Source organism: Streptomyces noursei, from assembly GCF_001646665.1.
GTDB lineage: Bacteria > Actinomycetota > Actinomycetes > Streptomycetales > Streptomycetaceae > Streptomyces > Streptomyces lavendulocolor.
In genome coordinates this window covers 310,760-330,117 of the sequence record NZ_LWBU01000279.1, presented here as the reverse complement: position 1 = coordinate 330,117, position 19,358 = coordinate 310,760, and the positions used below count along the sequence as shown (strand labels likewise).

At 74.0% G+C, this 19,358-nt stretch carries 17 protein-coding genes; 7 read left to right on the top strand and 10 right to left on the bottom strand.

The features are described 5' to 3' along the window. Positions 1 to 65: 65 nt before the first annotated feature. From A4V12_RS20175 to A4V12_RS20165, 3 genes are all read left to right on the top strand, one after another. Positions 66 to 1,580, top strand: a complete 1,515-nt coding sequence (locus A4V12_RS20175; protein ID WP_064070742.1) for an MFS transporter — start codon at positions 66 to 68, stop codon at positions 1,578 to 1,580. Positions 1,581 to 1,831: 251 nt separating this feature from the next. After that, a complete protein-coding gene (locus tag A4V12_RS20170; protein WP_064070741.1) occupies positions 1,832 to 2,245 on the top strand; it encodes a hypothetical protein in 414 nt (137 codons plus the stop codon). Between the two features lie 6 nt (positions 2,246 to 2,251). Further along, positions 2,252 to 2,560 carry a hypothetical protein gene (locus tag A4V12_RS20165; RefSeq protein WP_064070740.1) on the top strand — a complete coding sequence of 103 codons (309 nt, stop codon included), beginning with the start codon at positions 2,252 to 2,254 and terminating at the stop codon, positions 2,558 to 2,560. 44 nt (positions 2,561 to 2,604) lie between these two features. On the opposite strand, the gene A4V12_RS20160 is transcribed toward A4V12_RS20165, so the two are convergent. Both A4V12_RS20160 and A4V12_RS20155 read right to left on the bottom strand, forming a co-directional pair. Continuing rightward, positions 2,605 to 3,498, bottom strand: coding sequence for a dihydrodipicolinate synthase family protein (locus tag A4V12_RS20160; protein WP_064070739.1), 894 nt, complete (start codon positions 3,496 to 3,498; stop codon positions 2,605 to 2,607). A 49-nt stretch (positions 3,499 to 3,547) separates the two neighbouring features. Then, the gene (locus A4V12_RS20155) at positions 3,548 to 4,873 is read right to left on the bottom strand and encodes an aminotransferase class I/II-fold pyridoxal phosphate-dependent enzyme (protein ID WP_064070738.1); all 1,326 of its coding nucleotides are present in this window, start codon (positions 4,871 to 4,873) and stop codon (positions 3,548 to 3,550) included. 196 nt (positions 4,874 to 5,069) lie between these two features. Here A4V12_RS20155 and A4V12_RS20150 point away from each other — a divergent pair, with 196 nt between their 5' ends. Further along, entirely contained in the window at positions 5,070 to 6,536 is a 1,467-nt protein-coding gene (locus tag A4V12_RS20150; protein ID WP_064070737.1) for an aminotransferase class I/II-fold pyridoxal phosphate-dependent enzyme, read from the top strand. A gap of 31 nt (positions 6,537 to 6,567) precedes the next feature. On the opposite strand, the gene A4V12_RS20145 is transcribed toward A4V12_RS20150, so the two are convergent. Both A4V12_RS20145 and A4V12_RS20140 read right to left on the bottom strand, forming a co-directional pair. Further along, entirely contained in the window at positions 6,568 to 7,776 is a 1,209-nt protein-coding gene (locus A4V12_RS20145; RefSeq protein WP_064070736.1) for an amidohydrolase, read from the bottom strand. Positions 7,777 to 7,897: 121 nt separating this feature from the next. Further along, entirely contained in the window at positions 7,898 to 9,136 is a 1,239-nt protein-coding gene (locus A4V12_RS20140; RefSeq protein WP_064070955.1) for an FUSC family protein, read from the bottom strand. Positions 9,137 to 9,272: 136 nt separating this feature from the next. Between A4V12_RS20140 and A4V12_RS20135 the strand changes: the two genes are divergently transcribed. Continuing rightward, on the top strand, positions 9,273 to 10,082 hold the full coding sequence (locus tag A4V12_RS20135; protein ID WP_064070735.1) for an SDR family oxidoreductase: 810 nt from the start codon (positions 9,273 to 9,275) through the stop codon (positions 10,080 to 10,082). 111 nt (positions 10,083 to 10,193) lie between these two features. On the opposite strand, the gene A4V12_RS20130 is transcribed toward A4V12_RS20135, so the two are convergent. From A4V12_RS20130 to A4V12_RS39535, 5 genes are all read right to left on the bottom strand, one after another. Beyond that, positions 10,194 to 11,852, bottom strand: a complete 1,659-nt coding sequence (locus A4V12_RS20130; RefSeq protein ID WP_064070734.1) for a catalase — start codon at positions 11,850 to 11,852, stop codon at positions 10,194 to 10,196. Between the two features lie 104 nt (positions 11,853 to 11,956). Beyond that, positions 11,957 to 12,745, bottom strand: a complete 789-nt coding sequence (locus tag A4V12_RS20125; protein ID WP_064070733.1) for a metallophosphoesterase family protein — start codon at positions 12,743 to 12,745, stop codon at positions 11,957 to 11,959. Beyond that, positions 12,742 to 12,996, bottom strand: coding sequence for a hypothetical protein (locus tag A4V12_RS20120; RefSeq protein WP_064070732.1), 255 nt, complete (start codon positions 12,994 to 12,996; stop codon positions 12,742 to 12,744). Before A4V12_RS20120 ends, A4V12_RS20125 begins: the two co-directional genes overlap by 4 nt. Then, the gene (locus tag A4V12_RS20115; protein WP_234372255.1) at positions 12,993 to 13,817 is read right to left on the bottom strand and encodes a nucleotidyltransferase family protein; all 825 of its coding nucleotides are present in this window, start codon (positions 13,815 to 13,817) and stop codon (positions 12,993 to 12,995) included. The genes A4V12_RS20120 and A4V12_RS20115 overlap by 4 nt, the downstream gene beginning before the upstream one ends. A 77-nt stretch (positions 13,818 to 13,894) precedes the next feature. Beyond that, positions 13,895 to 15,307, bottom strand: coding sequence for a collagen-binding domain-containing protein (locus A4V12_RS39535; RefSeq protein WP_159028903.1), 1,413 nt, complete (start codon positions 15,305 to 15,307; stop codon positions 13,895 to 13,897). A 559-nt stretch (positions 15,308 to 15,866) separates the two neighbouring features. On the opposite strand from A4V12_RS39535, the gene A4V12_RS20105 reads away from it, so the two are divergent. After that, positions 15,867 to 17,807, top strand: coding sequence for an ATP-binding cassette domain-containing protein (locus A4V12_RS20105; protein ID WP_064070954.1), 1,941 nt, complete (start codon positions 15,867 to 15,869; stop codon positions 17,805 to 17,807). A gap of 1 nt (position 17,808) precedes the next feature. Here the strand turns inward: A4V12_RS20105 and A4V12_RS20100 are convergent, their stop codons facing one another. Next, the gene (locus A4V12_RS20100) at positions 17,809 to 18,669 is read right to left on the bottom strand and encodes a GNAT family N-acetyltransferase (RefSeq protein ID WP_064070730.1); all 861 of its coding nucleotides are present in this window, start codon (positions 18,667 to 18,669) and stop codon (positions 17,809 to 17,811) included. Between the two features lie 47 nt (positions 18,670 to 18,716). On the opposite strand from A4V12_RS20100, the gene A4V12_RS20095 reads away from it, so the two are divergent. After that, positions 18,717 to 19,343, top strand: a complete 627-nt coding sequence (locus A4V12_RS20095; protein WP_064070729.1) for a DUF6629 family protein — start codon at positions 18,717 to 18,719, stop codon at positions 19,341 to 19,343. Positions 19,344 to 19,358 lie beyond the last annotated feature (15 nt).

The window sequence follows — 19,358 nt, the reverse complement described above, 5'->3', positions numbered from 1 at the left end:
CGGGCCGTTTCACCGCTTTGACCATGGGGTACCCGCCCGCCCTCTTCACGCCTCGGAGGTGACCCATGACGGAGCGGCAGCTCGGGCAAGCGTCGGACGGGACCGTCACGACGCAGGTACCGGCGCGACTGGACAGACTGCCCTGGTCGCGCTGGCACTGGATGATCGTCATCGGACTCGGCACCGTCTGGATCCTGGACGGCCTGGAAGTCACCATCGTCGGCAGCATGGCCGGCCGGCTCTCCGAGGAGGGCAGCGGGCTCGCCATCAGCAGCGCCCAGGTCACCGGCATCGCCGCCGCGCTGTACGTGGCGGGCGCCTGCTCGGGCGCGCTGTTCTTCGGCTGGCTCACGGACCGCTTCGGCCGCAAGAAGCTCTTCCTGATCACCCTCGCGGTCTACCTCGCCGCCACGGCGCTGACGGCGCTGTCCTTCTCCGCCTGGTGGTTCTTCGTCTTCCGCTTCCTGACCGGCTTCGGCATCGGCGGTGAGTACGCGGCCATCAACTCCGCCATCGACGAGCTGATCCCCAGCAAGTACCGCGGCCGGGTGGACCTGATCATCAACGGCAGCTTCTGGCTCGGTGCCATGGGCGGCGCCCTGCTCTCGGTCCTCGCCCTCGACACCGACATCCTGCCGAAGGACATCGGCTGGCGTGTCTCCTTCGGCCTCGGCGTCGTCCTCGGCCTGGTCATCCTGCTCGTCCGCCGCCACGTGCCCGAGAGCCCCCGCTGGATGTTCATCCACGGCCGGGAGGAGGGCGCCGAGCGGCTGGTGGAGGACGTCGAGCGGCAGGTGGAGGCGGAGACGGGCCGGCCGCTGCCGGAGCCGGCCGCGGCGATCACCATCAAGCAGCGGCACAGCGTCGGCTTCGTGCAGATCGCCCGGACGCTCTGCCGCACCTACCCCCGGCGCGCGGTGCTGGGCCTCGCCCTCTTCGTCGGACAGGCCTTCCTCTACAACGCGATCACGTTCGGGTTCGGGGCGATCCTGGTCACCTTCTTCGACGTCGGCACCGGCTCGACGGGTTACTTCTTCGCGGTCATCGCGTTCGGCAACTTCATGGGCCCCCTGCTGCTCGGCCGGCTCTTCGACACCTGGGGCCGTCGCCCGATGATCGCGGGGACGTACATCCTCTCCGGGACGCTGCTGTTCCTGACGGCGTGGATGTTCTCCAACGGCTGGCTGACCGCCACCACCATGACCCTCAGCTGGTGCGTGGTGCTCTTCTTCGCGTCGGCGGGCGCCAGCTCCGCGTACCTGACGGTCAGCGAGATCTTCCCCATGGAGACCCGCGCGATGGCGATCGCGTTCTTCTACGCGGTCGGCACGGCCGCCGGCGGCATCTCCGGCCCGCTGATCTTCGCCGGGCTCACCGAGAGCGGCGTGGTCGCGGACACCGTGCTGGCCTTCTGCATCGGCGCCACGCTGATGGTGGCGGGCGGCCTGGTGGCCTGGTTCTTCGCGGTCGCCGCGGAGGGCAGGTCCCTGGAGGACATCGCCACCCCGCTCTCCGCCCAGGCGGCCCGGCCCGTCACCCCGGGCGGTACGGCCACCGCCGCCGCCCGCACGGGGACGTGAGCGGAAGCGGGACGACGGGCGGGGCGGCCCCCGATTGGATCGAACGCCGCTCAATGGTTTATCGTTCATTCAGTCGGTTGTGAAGACGTCTTCACGATCGCCACACACTGCCCCGGCTGGTTCCCCCGTCCAGCCGGGGCTCTTCTTTTCCCTCCACGTTCCCCCGTCCGCCGGGCCGGCTTCAGCCCGGCCAGGGCGGGCACCCGTCCCTCCGGACCACTCCGAGCCGACGAACGAGGAACGGTGGAGCGATGACCGAGTACGAGCGTTCCCGCACCATGCCGGCGCTGCCCGAGCACGTCTTCGACCAGGCCGCCAACGTCGACCAGTTCGACAACTGGCTGCCCGAGGAGCTGCACGTCCGCCCCGGGCGGCTCCCCGCCGTCACCGTCCACGAGGACCGCACCGACCAGGACACCTCCGCCCTGCTGCGGGCCGAGAAGGACCAGATGCGCATCGAGTGGGGCACCAGGGAGCAGGGCGGCTACGCCGGCTGGCTCCAAGTCGCCGGCATCGGCAGCGGGGCCAGCGAGGTGACCGTCCACCTGTCGTTCTTCGACGAGACGCACGACCCGGGCGGCCAGCCGGTCAACGACGCCCTCGACCGGAGCCTGGAGCGCCTGGAGGACCAGGTGCGCCTGCGCGTCGACAACGCCGCCGGCTGACCGCCCGTGCCGTCGCCGAAGCGCTACGCGGTCGCCGCCTCCGGCCGGTGGACGGACGAGGAGGAGGGCCGCCGCAGGCTGCCCGCCGGGGAGGTGCACGCGTGGGAGCCCGGCATGAACCAGACGGTCTGCGGTCTCTCCCTCAGCCGGTCCCGGCTCGACCGCTTCCCGCACGTCACCTGGCAGGACGCACTGCCCGAGTCCGGCGGTGCCGCCGACCGCGTCCGCCGCGTCTGCCCGCGCTGCGCCTCCGTCGCGGGGCGCCGGGGCACCGACGCCCGACCGCGCTGGCAGCGCGTGCGCCCCCGACCCTGACCGGCGTGCGCCGCCGTGCCAGGTGGCGGCGCACGCGGGTGCGCTCAGGAGGTGAGACCGAGGGCGTCGAGCGCGGCGACGACCTCCCGGCGGGCGGTCCCGTCCAGCCCGCGCAGGGGGCGCGGCAGGTTCGGCTCGTCCGTCAGGCCGAGGTGGGAGGCGGCGGCGGACATGACGCGCAGGCTGCCGTGGCGGCGGAACAGCGCCCAGAGCGGTTCGAGCCCTCCGGACAGTTCGGCGGCCTCACCCGCGCGGCCGCCCTGGGCGGCGCGAGTCAGGGCGAGGGCGGTGCGCGGGAAGGTACCCCCGAGGACCGAGTACCAGGCGTCGCACCCGGCGTTCAGGCCGCGGGCGGCCGTCCAGTCGCCGCTCACCCCGATGGTGACGGTGCCGGGGATCAGGGCGCGCAGGGCGTCGACGCGGCGCTCGGCCCCGCGCGGGTCCTCGGGCACACCGGGGATCTTGATGGAGCCGATGTTGGGCAGCTGCGCGATGCGGCCGTGCAGGTCGTCGGTGAACCGCACGTGCGTGGTGCCGGGGTTGTCGTACACGCACAGCGGCACGGACAGCTCGCGGGTGACGTCCTCGTACAGGCCGAACACCTCGTCGTCGGTGAGCGGCTGGTACGTCATGGGGGCGAGCAGCACCCCGGAGGCGCCCGCCTTCTGCGCGTCCTCGGCCAGCTCCAGGACGTGCGAGGTGCGCAGCGCGCCGATGCCGACGACGACGGGGACCCCGTCGGCGGCGTCGACGGCGGCCCTCGCGGTGTGCGCGCGCTGCTCGCGGGTGAGGTAGGCGTAGCCGCCGGTCGAGCCGAGCGCGCCGATGGAGTCCACGCCGGCGGCGGCGAGGCGGGCGACGAGCGCCGTGTACGCCGCCGTGTCGATGCCGTGCTCGCTTGTGGGGGTGAGGGGGAAGGCGCTCAGGCCGCGGAACATGCTGTCTCCTCGCAGGGGTCGGGTGGGCCGGGTTCGGGTCGGTGGGGGGTCAGGCGGCCGGGGGACGCAGGCCGGCGACGACCTCGGCGAGTGCGGCGGCGAAGGCCTCGGCCCGCGCCGCGGTGAGGGTGGAGGAGGTGACCCGGATCGCGCCCCGGTGGGCGGACGGGTCCGGTGCGAAGAGGTGGCCCGGCCGCACCGCCCAGCCCCGCTCGGCCAGGGCCGTGACCGCGGCGCGTGCGTCGACGCCGAGGTCCACCCAGACGTTCAGCCCGTCGGGCCGGTGCGGGACGTCGATGCCGTGGGCGCGCAGCCGCTCGACGAGCAGGCCGCTGCGGCGGGCGTAGGCCTCGCGGGCCCGCTCGTGGAGTTCGTGGACGCGGGGGTCGAGGAGGAGTTCGCGGGTGATGTGCTGGAGCAGGTGGCTGACCCAGCTGGTGCCGGCGCCGAGCCGCGCCTCCAGCTGGGTGGCGGTCCCGGCGTCGGCGGCGACGAGGGCGAGGCGCAGATCGGGGCCGAGGAACTTGGAGACGGACCGCACCAGCGCCCAGCGCGCGCTGCCCGGTGGGGTGATCCGGTGGTACGGCCGGGCGGAGACCGCCGAGAAGTGGTCGTCCTCGACGACCAGGACCTGGGGGTGCCCGGCGAGGACCGCCCGCAGCTCGGCGGCCCGTTCCCCGGTGAGGCTCGCGCCGGTCGGGTTGTGGGCGCGGGGCGTGCAGACGACCGCGCGTGCCCCGGCCTCCAGGGCGGCCCGCAGGGCGTCGGGGCGCATGCCGGCGCCGTCGACCGCGACGGGCGCCGAGCGGTAGCCGTTCAGCCGCAGGATGCCGATGCTCGCCAGGAAGCAGGGGTCCTCGATCGCCACCAGGTCCCCGCGGGTGAGATGGGCGTCCAGGAGCCGCTCGGTGGCGTCCACCGCTCCATGGGTGACCAGGGTGCGGAACGGGTGGTCGATGTCCTCGGCGAAGTCGGCCCGGGCCCAGGCGTCCAGCCCGGCGTCGACGGCGGGTTCGCCGTACAGCGGCCGGCCGTAGTCCCCGCGCCGGGCGACGGCCAGGAGGTCGGGCAGCAGCCCCGGGTCGGGGTTGCCGCCGGCCAGGTCGACGCGGCCGTCGCCGGCACCGGCTCCGGTGCCCTCGCGTGCGAGCTGCGGTACCGCCGCGACCACCGTGCCGCCGCGGCCCCGGGTCTCGGCCACTCCCGCCTCGACGAGGCGCCGGTAGGCCAGGGCGACCGTGTTCCGGTTGACCCCCAGTCCGGCGGCGAGGGCGCGCACCGGCGGCAGGACGGATCCCGGCGCCAGCCCGCCCGAGGCGACCTGGTCCCGCACGCTCCCGGCGATCTCGGCCGCGGTGGTGCCTCTGATGGTCATGCGATCGGCTCCGCCCGAGGGATGTTTGTCCTATGTCAAATATTTGTCCTGGGTCAAACTACGCCAGGTGGGGTCACCGGCGCCGGCGGAAAGGCCGACCGGCGTGCAGGCCGGCGTGCCGGTACGGTCAGGGCCGCCGCTCCGCGCCCCCGGGGCGGGCCTGTTTTTGTCCTGGTTCGCGGGGCACTGGGGTGCCATGGACCACTCACAGGCACCCGTGCTCGACGCGCTCGCCGCGTACCACTCCGAGAACCAGACCCCCTTCACCCCACCCGGCCACAAACAGGGCCGGGGCGCCGACCCACGCGTCCGCGCCGTGCTCGGTGACGCCGTCTTCCGCTCCGACGTCCTCGCCACCAGCGGGCTGGACGACCGGACCTCCTCCCACGGCGTGCTGGCCAGGGCGCAGGAGCTGATGGCCGACGCCGTCGGGGCGGACCACACCTTCTTCTCGACCTGTGGCAGCTCCCTGTCGGTCAAGGCGGCCATGCTCTCCGTCGCCGGACCGCACGAGAAACTGCTCGTCGGACGCGACGCCCACAAGTCCGTGGTGTCCGGGCTCGTCCTCGCCGGCATCGTTCCCGTCTGGGTCGACCCCCAGTGGGATCCCGAACGCCACCTCGCCCACCCGCCGTCCGCCGACGCCTTCCGCGCCGCCTTCGCCGAGCACCCCGACGCCCGGGGCGCCCTGGTGACGACCCCGACGCCGTACGGCACCTGCTCCGACCTGCCCGCCATCGCCGAGGCGTGTCACGAGCACGGCGTGCCGCTCATCGTCGACGAGGCGTGGGGCGCCCACCTGCCGTTCCACCCCGAGCTGCCCACCTGGGCCATGGACGCCGGGGCCGACGTCTGCGTCACCTCCGTCCACAAGATGGGCTCCGGCCTCGAACAGGGCTCCGTCTTCCACCTCCAGGGCGACCTGATCCAGCCGGAGGTCCTCAAGAACCGCGAGGACCTGCTGGGCACCACCAGCCCCTCCGTCCTGCTGTACGCGGCCCTCGACGGCTGGCGCCGCCAGATGGTCCAGCACGGCCACGCCCTCTACGACGACGCGCTCGCCCTCGCCAAGTCCGTACGGGCCCGCATCGCCGAGATCGACGGCCTGCACGTGCACGGCCGCGACGACTTCTGCGGGCCCGGCCGCGCGGCCGACCTCGACCCGCTCCAGGTCATCGTCGACATCACCGGCCTCGGCACCACCGGCTACCGGATCGCCGACTGGATCCGCGAGCACCACCGCATCAACCTGCACCTGTCCGACCACCGGCGCACCAGCGCCCAGCTCACCCACGCCGACGACGAAAGCACCGCCGAGGCGCTGATCACCGCCCTGCGCGACGTCGCCGACCACGCCGACGAGCTGCGTCCCGCGACCGGGGTCGAGGTCCCCGACCCCGCCGACCTCCGCCTGGAGCAGGTCATGCTGCCGCGCGACGCGTTCTTCGGGCGCGTCGAGCAGGTGCCGTGGGAGAAGGCCGCCGGCCGCGTCACCGCCGAGATGCTCACCCCGTACCCGCCCGGCATCCCCGCCGCCCTCCCCGGCGAACGGCTCACCTCCGAGGTGCTGCACTACCTGCGCAGCGGCGTCGAGGCCGGCATGGTCGTCCCGGACGCCGCCGACACGGAGGTGAAGACGGTCCGGGTGACCGTCGAGGACTGACCGGGGCCCCGGCGGCGGCGGGACCGGGTCCTCACTGCCCCGAGGCCGCCTTCTCCCGCAGGCAGGCCCACGCGCGCGCGGAGACGTCCGTACGCATCAGCACGTCGGCCGCCGTGCAGGCCAGCGCCTCCGCCGCCGCCAGCATCACCTGACGCCCGCGCGGCCCGGCCGCCGCCTCGGCGAACTCGGGCGTGTGGTCCGACGCGTCCGGGTCCATGATGGCGACGAACGGATGGATCGCCGGCACCCTCGTGCTCACGTTGCCGATGTCCGACGACCCCAGGTACACGCCCGGAACCGGCTCCGACAACCGGATGCCCGCCCGGTCCAGGTGGTGGGCGAACAGCCCCGACAGCACGTCGTTGTCGCGGAAGTGCTCGTAGCGCCCGCCCACGCCGTCCACCTCCACCCGCGTGCGGGTCGCCAGCGCCACGCCCCGTGCGCACGAGCGCACCTCCTCCACCAGCTCCTCCAGCGCGGCCGTGGTCCCCCCGCGCAGCCCGAACAGGCCCTCCGCGTACTCGGGGACGATGTTCGTCGCCCGCCCCCCGTCCGTGACGATGCCCTGCACGTGCGACCCCGCCGGCAGCCTCCGGTCCAGCACGCCCAGGGTGTTGAACAGCTGGATCAGCGCGCCGAGCGCGTCGATGCCCTCCGTGGGGTTGCCGGTCGGGTGCGCGGCCCGCCCGTGGAACGCCACCCGGATCTGCGCGCTGGCCGTCAGCGGGGCGCGCGCCCAGCCGTACACGCCCGGGTGGAACATCAGCGCCGCGTCCACCCCCTCGAACAGCCCCGCCTCCACCAGCACGACCTTCCCGCCGCCGCGCTCCTCCGCGGGGGTGCCGACCGCCAGCAGCGACCCCGGCACCTCGCCGAGCGCCCCGCGCACCGCGAGCGCGGCGCCCAGCCCGGCCGCGGCGATCAGGTTGTGGCCGCACGCGTGCCCCAGCAGCGGCAGCGCGTCGTACTCCATCAACAGCGCCACGCACGGCCCGTCGCCGCTCCCGGTCCGTCCGGTGAAGGCGGTCGGCAGGCCCGCCGACCCGCGCTCCACCGCGAACCCCTCGCGCTCCAGCTCGCCGCTCAGCAGCCGCGCCGCCTCCCGCTCCTCGAACGCCGTCTCCGGCGCGCGGTGCAGCGCGAGGCTCACGTCCCACAGCCGCTCGGCACGCGCGGCGACCTCCTCCCTGATCCGGTCGTACACGGGCTCCGGGCTCTCCGACACGTGGGCCTCCTTCATCGGTCGACGGACACTCGCACGTGTTCCACGCCCCCGCCGCCCGATGCCTGCCGGGAGGCCCGGGAGGCATCGGGCGGCCGGGGGCGGAGTGGCCGGGGGACGCCGGAGCGGCCGGGGCGGCTCAGGCCTCCACGCCCGGCCGCCGCTCGCTGCCGCCCTCGCCGCGCAGCCGGCGGCGCAGGGCGGCGAGCCGCGGGTGGCGCTCGCTCAGTTCCGCCGAGCGCCGGTCCAGCTCCTGCATGAGGCGCTCACTGCGCTTGTCGAGGTCCAGCTCGTCGAGGATCCGGTCGATCTCGGCCAGCAGCGCGCCGTGCAGCTGCCACTGGCGGGGGTGCTCCTGCACGTCCTCCAGCAGCATGTCGGCGACCCGGTCGCGGGTGACCCGGCTCGCGGCCAGGGCGTCGGCCAGCCGCTCCTCCGCGTCCTCCGCGTTGGCGGCGACCTGAGTGGTGATCAGCAGGGCGAAGCTCTCGATGGCGTCGGCCATCTGCCCGAACAGTTCCTTGAGACCCGCCGACACGTCCGCGGGGAACAGCGACTCCTCCGTACGGAACTTCGCCAGGTCCGTCATGCTCCGGGTCAGCACCCGCAGCACCACCGCGCAGATCTCCAGCGTGTCCAGGCCCGTCCGCAGCACCACCCGGGACAGCAGCCCCTCCCGTACGCGCGGGTTCATCCGCAGGCTCTCCTCCGCCTGCCGCAGCGACGCGTCGACCTCCACGATGTCGTGGTCGAGCCGCCGGGCCTCGTGCAGCCGGGCGGCGGCGTGCGGGAAGGGGATGTGGCCCTCGGCGACCTCCGCGCCCATGGTGCGGAACATGCGCCCCATCCCGCGCGCCAGACCCTCGATGGACGTCCCGGCCGACTGCGTCCACACCGGGGGAGCGAACAGCAGGTTGAACAGCAGGCCCACCCCGGCACCGATCAGCGTCTCCAGCACGCGGTGCCAGGCGGCCGAGGTGGCCTGGGACACCCCGAGGACGAGCATGGCGCTGATCGCGACCTCGGGGACGAACTCGTCCACCCGCACGAAACGGCCGATGATCAGCGAGGTGAAGATCGTCAGGCCGAGGCTCCACCAGGTCAGACCCACCAGGGCGGTGAAGCCGATGGCGATGAGGACGCCGACCACGACCGAGTTGACGCGTCGGATCCCGGTGGTGAGGGTCGCGTAGAGGGTCACCTGCACGACCAGGAGCGCGGTCAGCGGAGCGGTCAGGGGCGCGGGTTGCGCGGGCAGGACCATCAGGGCGACGACGAAGGAGATGACGGCGGCGGCCGTGGATCGCAGCGTCTGCGCCGCGACGGGTTCGGTGGTCCGCCGCACCAGTTTGATCACGGGTGCTGATACGTCCGGCATCCCCTTCACGTGCCCGATCATGAGCCACTCAGCACACTTCAGCCTCAGGAACCCCTCGGACGCCGTTTCGTCTCACCCGTCACGTGGTACCGCCATTGTCCTGAACGCACGTCCCGAACACCGCCGAGGAGGCACGATGAATCCGCCCGTGAACCGGGGCACCCCTGTCGCCGTCGTCACCGGCTCCGACTCCGGCATCGGCCGGGCCACCGCGGTACGGCTCGCGGCCGAGGGCATGGACGTCGGCATCACCTGGCACGCCGACGAGGAGGGCGCGCGGCGGACCGCCGAGGAGGTCCGCGGCCACGGTCGCCGCGCCGCCGTCGCCCACCTCGACCTGACCCGGCTGCCCGGCGCCGCGGACGTCGTCGACGAGCTGGCCGCCGAACTCGGCCGCATCGACGTGCTGGTGAACAACGCCGGCACCGGTACGGCCACCCCCTTCCTGGAGATGTCCTACGAGACCGTCCGGGACGTGCTGGACGTCGACCTGGTCGGGCCGTTCCTCTGCTCCCAGATCGCCGCGCGCCGCATGATCGAGCAGGGGGACGGCGGGCGGATCGTCAACGTGACGTCCGTCCACGAGCACCAGCCACGCGTCGGAGCGGCGCCCTACTGCGCCGCCAAGGGCGGGCTCGGGCTGCTCACCCAGGTCATGGCGCTGGAGCTGGCCGAGTACGGCATCACCGTGAACGCCGTCGCGCCGGGCGAGATCGCCACCCCGATGACCGGCCAGGACGACGAGGACGTCCGCAAGCAGTCCCGGCCCGGTGTGCCGCTGGGACGCCCGGGCGACGCGCGGGAGGTCGCCTCGGTCATCGCGTTCCTGGCCGGGGAGGACTCCTCGTACGTCACCGGCGCCTCGTGGGTGGTGGACGGCGGCATGCTCCGGATGGGCCCGCAGGCCGGCTCCCACCTGGAAAGCGACGCCTGGCGCCGCCCCTGAACGCACCCGCCCGGCCGGGCAGCCGGGCGTCCTCCTCCGGGCCCCGGCCGGACGACCGAGGGCCCCGCCGTCGCCGGCGGGGCCCTCGGTCATGGGGTGGGACGGGTGGGATCAGCGGGTCACGACGTGCCGCTCGTTGGGGACGCAGTGCGTCATCGTCAGGCCCTCGACGTCCCGGGGCGGGTTCTCCCCGAGGTTGGCCAGCCGCTTGCGGTCGTCCTCGGTGAGGTCCTGGCTCGCCAGTGGTTCGAGGTGGGACACGTCCCGCGGGCTGATGCCGAGGCCCTCGCCGACGCGCAGCCCCAGGTCGTTCTCGACCAGGAGGAAGTGCCACACCATCCGCTCCTGCACCGGCCGGTCGCACTGCTTCAGCAGCGTGACGAAGTTGTGCACCAGGTCGTCCCGCTCCCACTGCTCCATCAGCAGATAGCGCTGGCCGGCCTGCTGGTAGTCGTTGGTCCGCGGGATGCGCTTGCGGGTGAGCCGCCCCCGGATCTCCGGGCCCTGCTCGTCGTGCGTGGGGTACTCGCCCTCGCGCAGGCCGCCCCGGATCGACGGCTCGTAGTTGACGTCGGCGTTCTCCCCGGCGCCGTCCACGTGGTACGTCATGAACCCGTCGCGCTGGTTGGTCCGCACGTCCGCGTTCTTCGCCTGGTTGACCGGCAGCTGGAGGTAGTTCGGGCCCACCCGGTAGCGCTGGGTGTCGCTGTACGAGAAGGTCCGGCCGACCAGCATCTTGTCGTCCGAGAAGTCCAGCCCGTCCACCAGTACACCCGTGCCGAAGGAGATCTGCTCGTTCTCGGCGAAGAAGTTCTCCGGCATCCGGTCCAGCACCATCCGGCCGACCGGCTTCGGCGGGAAGTCCTGCTCCGGCCAGGTCTTGGTGTCGTCCAGCGGGTCGAAGTCCAGCTCCGGGTGGTCGTGGTCGTCCATCATCTGGACGAGCAGCTCCCACTCCGGGTGGTCACCGCGCCCGACCGCCTCGTACAGGTCCTTGGTGGCGTGGCCCAGGCCCAAGGCCTGCACGTTGGCCGCGTCCTCCTCGGTCATGCTGCGGACGCCCTGCTTGGGCATCCAGTGGTACTTGACCAGGACCGACCGGCCCTCCGCGTTCACCCACTTGTAGGTGTTCACGCCGAAGCCCTGCATGTGGCGGTAGTCGGACGGGATGCCGCGCGGGCTGAACAGGTTGACCAGCATGTGCATCGACTCCGGCGTCTGCGACATGAAGTCGAAGATGCGCCGCGGCTGCTGCTCGAAGCTGACCGGGTTGGGCTTGAGGGCGTGGATGACGTCGGGGAACTTGATGGCGTCCCGGATGAAGAAGACGCCCAGGTTGTTTCCCACGAGGTCCCAGTTGCCGTCCTCGGTGTAGAACTTCACCGCGAAGCCGCGCGGGTCGCGCGCCGCCTCGGAGGAGTCCCGGCCGCCGATCACGGTGGAGAAGCGGACGGCCAGGTCGGTGCGCTTGCCGCGCTCCTGGAAGAGCTTGGCGCGGGTGTAGCGGCTGATCGGCTCGTCGCCCCAGGAGCCGTACGCCTCGAAGTATCCGTAGGCCGTCACGCCGCGGGCGTGGACGACCCGCTCGGGGATGCGCTCCCGGTCGAAGTGGCTGATCTTCTCCAGGAACTGGTAGTTCTCCAGCGTCGCGGGGCCGCGGGCCCCGACCGTGCGCTGGTTCTGGTTGTCGTAGACAGGGTGGCCCTGCCGGTTGGTGAGTACCTTCCGGTCGTCGCCGGGTGCGGGACCCTGGCTCGAAACGTCCGTCACGATCCTCGGCTCCTCTGCTGTTTTTGTCCGTTTGTGTGATGAATGCGCCCTATCTCTGGCAGTATGCCCCGGTTACCCGCCTAGCGGGGTGTCCGACCGCCCGATCAGTGGGCGCCCACCGCGTCCGCCCCGGCCTTCACACCGCCGCCGCCCGCCGCGGCGCCCCCGGCGTGCACGGGCAGGTGGTAGACGGCGAAGGCCCGGCCGATCACCGGCTGGGCGACGTTGCGCACCCGTACGCCCTCGCTGGTCATCCCGTGCTCGGTGCCCATGTGCGCGTGGCCGTGCACCGCGAGGTCGGCCCCGCCCTCGTCCACCGCCTCGGCCAGCAGGTAGCTCCCCAGGAACGGGTAGATCTCCAGCGGCTCACCCGCCAGCGTGTCCGGCACCGGCGCGTAGTGCGTCAGGGCGATCCGCACGGCGCAGTCCGCCTCGGCCAGCATGGTCAGCGACTTCCGCAGACCGTCCGCGCAGCGCCGGGTGTAGCGGATGAAGTCCTTCATCTCCGGTTCGCCGAACTCGCCGCCGCTGCGCCCGGCGAAACCGCCGCCGAACCCCTTGGTCCCGGCGACGCCCACCCGCGCGCCGCGGATGTTCAGCACCGTGCCCTCGCCCTCCAGGACGGTCACGCCCACCCGGTCCAGCGCCGCCGCGACCTCGGCCTCCTGGTCGCTCTGGTAGTCGTGGTTGCCCAGCACGGCGACCACCGGGATGCCGAGTCCGGCCACCTCGCCGGCCACGACCTCGCCCTCCTCCGCCGTGCCGTGCCGCGTCAGGTCACCGGCGAGCAGGAGCAGGTCCGCCTGCTCGTGCAGGGACTCGAAGGCCGGCCGCAGGGTGCCCGCACTGCCCGGGCCCAGGTGGATGTCACCGACCGCTGCTACTCGGATCACGACAGCTCCTCGGGGTGGTCGGGGGCGTCCGCGCAGACGACGACCAGGTCCTCGCGCAGCGGCAGCCCGGCCAGTTCCTCCCGGGCGATGCGCAGGATCTCGGCCCGGCAGTCGTCGCTGGCGACGGTGCCGTACAGCATCACGCTCGTACCGCGCTGCTCGATCCTGATGCCCAGCTCGGCGATGTCCTCGCTCGCCAGCCGGTCCCGCAGATGGGCGATGCGGTACTCGGCGGTGTCGGCGGCGCTCATGGCGTGGCCTCCCGGGGTTCGATCACGTTCAGGCGTTCCAGCAAATACAGGAAAGCCTCAGGCATGGGGGAGCCTTCGCTCTCCCGGCGCAGCAGATCCCAGTCGATCTTCTCCCGCAGGGTGCGGGCGATCGGCAGGACGGCACCGAAGTCGCAGTGGTGCTCGGAGAACGCGGCCAGCAGGCTGCCCACCAGGTCGGTCGGCGCCAGCACCGGCATCCGCACCGAGTCCACCGGCAGGGTGTGCGCCCTCTGCAGCAGGTCGGGGGTGACCGGGTGCCGTGCCAGCTCGAAGATCAGGTCGATCTCCTCGCCGTGGCTCCGCGCCTTGATCAGCCAGTCCTCGGGCGGCACCCGCACCTGGATGCCGGCCGCCTCCAGGTCCTGCGTGACCGCCTCGGCGTCCTCGCGCAGGATCGCGAAGTCGGTGTCGTGCTGGAGGCTCTGCGGCACGCCGTGCGCGTACGCCGCCACACTCCCGGCCAGTGCGAACGGGTGACCGGCGCTCTTCAGCAGCGCCGCCACCTGCTTGGTGGCCTCCAGGATGGCCTGCGTGCGGTCCGGAGGGTGGGTGCCGGCCGGGCCTTCGGCGCCGCCCGCGGCGCCCCCGGTTCCGCCCGGCGCGGCGGACGTTCCATGGTCGTGCGGGGCGCCGGCCGAGGTTCCGCCGCTCGCGGGGGTGCCGAGGAGCGCGTCACCGGGCTCGCCCTCCACGGCTCTGCCCCCGGCCAGCCGCAGCCCCAGGGGACCGGTGGGCCCGGTCGGGTCGGCGGGTCCGGTCGGACCGCCGGACTGGGTGGCGTCTTGCGAGTGGTTCCTCACGGGTGCTCTGCCCTCCTCGTCGACCTTCGGGAGGCGGTTCGGGTACCCGGACTCCTGCCTTTTATGGGCCGCCCGGTTCACTCGCCGGGCTCCCGGCGGCCGCGACGGGACGCCCTGGTCAGGGCCGTGCCGACGGCGACGAGCAGGGCCGCTCCGGCGCCCGTGTACCAGAGCCCCGACCGGGAGCCGGTGTCGGCCATGGCGGTGCCGGCGCCGGGGGAGGGCTCCTCGGCGCGGCGCGGGAAGGACTCGGCGGGGGAGGGCCCGGAACCGGGGCGGGCGTCCGTGACGGCCCCGGTGGCGGGGGCCCGCGAGCCGGGTCCCGGCTCCGCCTCCGCCTCCGCGGCCGCCCCCGGTCCCGGCTTCGCCTCCGGGTCCGGCTCCCGACCCGTTCCCGGGCCCACCCCCGCCTCCGCCTCCCGACCCGGCTCCCCGTCCGGGCCCGGATCCGTGCCCGGCTTCGCCTCCGGGCCCGGCTCCGGCCTCGCCCCCGCACCCGGGACCGCCGCCCCCGGGACCACCGACCGGTCCCGGGACGGTCCGGACGCGGGCGCCGGAGCGCTGCCGCACTCCGGCTCGGCCGCGAACGCGGCGCTGCGGATGCCGCCCGCGCCGGGGCCCGCCCGGAACGAGCGGACCACGATGTCGCCCTCGATGTCGGCGGGGCTCCGGTCGGTCAGGTCCGCGCGGGGCGCGTAGAGCGAGCCCCACAGGGTGTCGCCGGCCGTGAGCGTGAGGTCCTTGGTGCCGGCGAAGGTCCACAGGACGTACGGCGCGTCCCCGGTACCCAGGCCGGTCGTCGCGGGCGGCCGCCAGGACAGCACGTCCCCCTCCGCCCCCGTGTCGACCACCACCACGAGGGGCCGGTCCGCCGCGGGCCGGTTCTCGAAGGCCAGTGACCTGATGCCGGCGAGCTGCGTGCCGGTCAGCCGCAGCACGTTCGTCCGGTCGTCGGCGAGCCGGATCCGCACGGTGGCGCCCGGGCCGAGGGCGCCGCGCGGTGTCACCGTGCCCGGGCAGCGCGCCAGGGCGTCGGCGCGCCGGCGGTGGTCGGCGAACAGGGCGCCGAAGTCGACGAGGCCCGGCGCGGGGCCCACCGACGCGGACGCCTGGGCGGTGGTCAGCTCGACGCGCGGCGTCGTGCCGTAGCCCCGCCCGGTGGCCACCAGCCGGGTCTTCACCGGCGCGCCGTCCATGCCGGTGGCCAGGGCGGCGCTGTCGGACAGGTCGCCCACCTTGACGTAGGCGTCCCCGCTCACCTTCAGCACCCCGTCCGCCGCGCTGCCGGCGAGGTCGACCGCCCCGCCGACCAGGAGGGCGGTGGGCCGCCGGTCGCCCGGCGCGGTGTAGCCGCCCTCCCTGCGGGGCGCGACGCCGTACCGGGACCCGAGGACCAGGTCGCCGCCCACGGCGACGGGGCTTGCGGACCCGGTCCCGGCCAGCACCGCGTCGCGCCGGGTCACGACGCCGAAGCCGCGGTTCCCGGCCATGGGGTTCCCGACGCGCAGGCCACCGGCCCCGGGACGCGCCCCGGCGGTCCCGGCGGTCTCAGCGGTCCCCGTGGCCGTAGTCGTCCCGTCGGTCCCGGTGGTCGTGGGCATCCCCACGGCCTCCGAGGTCCCGGCAGCAAGCGCGGCACTGAACGTCCCACCGGCCCCGACCACCTCGGGCGTCCCGGGCAGCGGCACCGCACCGGCGGTCACCGGTGTCCCGGGCAACGGCACCGCACCGGCGGTCACCCGTGTCCCGGGCAGCACGGCGGCCCCGTGGGAGGCGGGAGTCCCGTGCGCGCCGGCAGTCCCGCCGGCAGCCGGCGTCCCGTGTCCCCCGGGAGGGAGTCCCGCCGCTCCGGGGCTCATCGCGCACAGCCCGCACAACACGGCCGGGAGCACCGCCAGTCCAGTCATTCGCATAGCGGTGAAAATAGGATCATCCGATTCGTGCCGAGTGCGACGCGCCCGCCCCACACGTGCACGTTTCACCCGATCGGCGGTGGGGGAGCGGTTGCTGCGACGGCAACGGCGCCGCGGCGACCGGGGGGTGGGGATCGTGCGTGACAAGAAACTGTTCCGGCGGGCCTGGAGGTCCGAGCCGCCCGTCTCCGAGAGCGAGCGCGAGCTGTTCGGCGGCGCCCTGCGCTACGACTACGGCTGGGCCGCGCACGAGTACGCCAGGCTCGACCTCAAGCCGCTGGCCGCCGTACGCGCCCTGCCCCGGCTCGTCGGCGGGACCCTGCGGCTCGCCCGGGAGTCGGACGGGCGCGCGCTGCTGGCCGTCGGTCTCGCCGAGATCGGTCAGGGCGTCGCCCAGGCCGGCGGACTGCTCCTGACGAACCAGGTCCTGCACGCCCTCTTCGCCGCCGGCACCACCACCGACCGCCTCCGCGCCGCCCTGCCCGCGCTGATCGCCGCCGGGGTGCTCGCCGTCGTCAACGCGGTGCTCGCCAGCCTGTCCACCGCCGCCACCGGCCGGCTGGAGCCCAAGGTCGAGCGGCTCGCCACCGAGAAGTACCTCCGCCGCGCCGCGGGCGTGGAGCTCGACGCCATCGAGGACGGCGCCTTCCGCAAGCTCCTGGACTCCGCCCAGTTCGGCGCCGTGGCCGCCCGGAACATGATCGGCGCCTGCGTGGGCGCCCTCAACGGCGTCTTCACCATCGTCGCCGCAGCCGGCGTCCTCACCGTGCTGCACCCGGCACTCCTGCCGCTGCTGGTGCTGATCGCCCTGCCCCGCGGCTGGGGAGCCATGCATGTGGCGCAGCGCCGCTACGCCTCCCGTATGAACTGGATCGAGCACGAACGGGCCGCCCGCCTGGTCAGCAACCTCATCACCAGCCGCGAATCCGCGCAGGAGGTCCGCGTGCACCAGGTGGGCCGCTACCTCCTCGACCGGTTCCACGACATGGCCGAGACCTCGGAGGCCGAACAGACCCGCCTCGCCGACGGGCGCGCCCTCACCGAGCTGCTGGCGGCGGCGCTGTCGGGCGCAGCCGCCCTCCTCACGTACGCCGCCCTCGGCGTCCTGCTGGTCAGCGGCCGGATGGACATCGCCATGGCGGGCACCGCCGCCCTCGCCGTACGCACCGGCTCCGCCAGCCTCAGCGCCCTGATCACGCACGTCAACACCCTCCACGAGGAGTCCCTGTACGTCCGCGACCTCGACCGGTTCACGGTGGCCGCCGACCGGCGGGCCATCCCCGCCGGCGGCACGGCCGTCCCCGACTTCCCCGAGAAGATCACCTTCGAGAACGTCGGCTTCCGCTACCCCGACCGCGAAGAACCCGCGCTGGACGGGGTGTCCCTGACCATCGCCGCCGGCTCCGTCGTCGCCCTGGTCGGCGCGAACGGATCGGGGAAGTCCACGCTCGTCAAGCTCCTCGCCGGGCTCCACCGGCCGCAGGACGGCCGTGTCCTGTGGGGGGACACCGACCTCGCCGAGGCCGACCGGCTGGACGTCTTCCGCCATGTCGCCGTCCTCGACCAGGACTTCCAGCGCTGGCCCTTCACGCTGGACACCAACATCCGCATCGGGCAGCCCGACGCGCCCCCGGACCCGGGCCGTGTCCAGCGGGCCGCCGTGTACTCGGGCGCCGACCGGCTCGGCGGCACCCTGCCGCGCGGCTACGACACCCTGCTCGCCCGTGAGTTCCGGCACGGCTCCGAGCTGTCCGGCGGCCAGTGGCAGACGGTCGGCCAGGCCCGCCTGCGCTACCGCGAGGCCACCCTGGTGATCGCCGACGAGCCGACCTCCGCGCTGGACCCCGAGGCGGAGGTCGAGTCCTTCCGGCGCATCCGGGCCCTCAGCGACGAGGGGCGGACCGTCGTGCTCGTCAGCCACCGCATGGCCGGCATCCAGTCCGCCGACGTCATCCACGTCCTCCACCGGGGCCGGCTCGTCGAGTCGGGTTCCCACGAGGAACTGATGGACCGGCCCGACTCCCGCTACCGGCGCATGTACCTCCTCCAGGCCGAGCAGTACGGCACCGGCACGTGACTCAGCCCAGCTCCAGGGTGGTGATGCCGAAGACGCGGTCCCGGGCGAACGGGCGCACCGGCCCCGTGTACATCCGCGCCGTGGCGAACGTCGGCACCAGCCCCCGGCTCTCCGCCAGGCGCACGGCGGCGGCGTTCGACTCCGGTACGTCCATGGCGATCCGGTCCGCGCCGGAACCGGCCACGAGCGCGTCCAGCAGCACCTCCGCGTCACCCGGCGAGTCGGCGAACAGCGGCCCCACCCGCGCCTCGTCCTGCGCCGGGCGGATCACCCCGTACCCCGTCATCCGCCCGTCCACCACCCGCGCGAGCGCCACGTGGCCGGGCGCCCGCAGCCACCGCTCCAGGAAGCGCGGCCGCTCGGCGGGGTAGCAGGCGGCGTCGTAGGCGGCGATCGCCGACAGCCCCGCCCCGGTGGCCGGCACCACCCCCGCGGCGCGGGTGCCGGCCGCCGCGGAGCCCGCCGTCACCGGTCCCGTCCAGCGGGCCGAGCGGTGCGCCAGGACGAACCCCGAGCGGCGGTAGTTGTCCTGCTGCGCGGGCACCCCGTCGAGCCCGACCGTGCGGCCGCCCGCGTGCGCCAGCGCCGCCTTCCAGGTGGCCAGTCCGTACCCGAGACCGCGCCGGTCGGGCCGCACCAAGTAGAAGCCGAGGAAGGCGTACGCGTCGTCGTAGTTGACGACCGAAATGGCCGAAACCGGTTCCCGCTCTCCGTCGAGCCGGCCGAGGAAGAACCCGTCGGGATCCTGTGCGAAGAAGCTCGCCGTGTCCCCGAGGCCGGGGTTCCAGCCCTCCGCCACGGCCCATTCGCGCACCACCGCCCAGTCCTCCGCAGTGGCTCGCGACACCTGAAGCGCTGACAAGGGATCTCCTCCCGGCCGCCGTACGGTTGCACCCGTACGCTACCCATATGTGTTGGAACGCGACCGCCGATCTCGTGGCCGGCACCGTCATCGCCACGGTCGGCGCCGTCTGCGTGGCCCGCGCGCGAAGCCTCCGTGAACTGCCGCTCGCCGCGCTGCCGTTGCTGCTGGGGGTCCACCAGATCGTCGAGGCCGCCGTCTGGGACGCCGGGGGCGGCGGTGGGCCGGCGACCCTGGCGTGGGCCGTCATCGCGCTGCCGCTGCTGCCCCTGTGGGTGCCGCTCGGCGTCCTGCTTGTCACCCCGCCGGGAGCCCGCGCCCGCCTCGCCGTCCCGGCCGCCGTCGGGTGCGCGACGGCGGCCGCGCTCTCGTACCGCCTCGCCACCGGGCCGGTGACGGCCCACATCCGCGGCCGCACCATCGGCTACGTACTGGACCTGCCGTACGCGCCGCTGCTCATCGGCGGCTACCTGCTCGCCACCGTCGGCGCGCTGCTCCTGGCGACCGACCGGCTGCTGCGCCGGCTCGGCGCGGTCGTCGCGGCCGGGGCGATGCTGTGCGTGGCGCTGTGGCGCACCGAGTTCGTATCCACCTGGTGCGCCTTCGCCGCCGTCGCGTCGCTGATCCTCCTCGCCAGGACCCGGCGCGCAGCGCGGCTCCCGGACGGGACCTAGGTCGTGTCCGCAAAG